Annotated in this window: 1 protein-coding gene; it reads left to right on the top strand. The window is 55.7% G+C overall.

All coding sequences use genetic code 11. From position 1 onward, the window contains the following. Positions 1-255: Ig-like domain-containing protein (locus KFE26_RS23885; RefSeq protein ID WP_249195907.1), on the top strand; the 255-nt coding region annotated here is incomplete at both ends.

Raw genomic sequence — 255 nt, 5'->3', positions numbered from 1 at the left:
TCATCACCAATGACAACACCCTGATTTTCAAAGGTACCGTCGATTTGGGTGACAACAGCACCTTGGCCGTCACCATCAATGGCGTGGTGTACACCACCGCCAACGGCTTGGTGATTGATGCCAGCGGTAACTGGAGCATCGACTTAACCGGCACCACCTTGGCCGATGGCACTTACCCTGTCAGCGCCACCGTCACCGACCTGGCTGGCAACAGCAAGACCGTCACCCAGGACGTGGTGATTGATACCAAGATTG

The organism is Shewanella sp. M16, from assembly GCF_018224605.1.
GTDB lineage: Bacteria > Pseudomonadota > Gammaproteobacteria > Enterobacterales > Shewanellaceae > Shewanella > Shewanella oncorhynchi.
The sequence above is the reverse complement of the archived record's forward strand: the minus strand, read 5'-3'. Positions and strand labels throughout refer to the sequence as shown.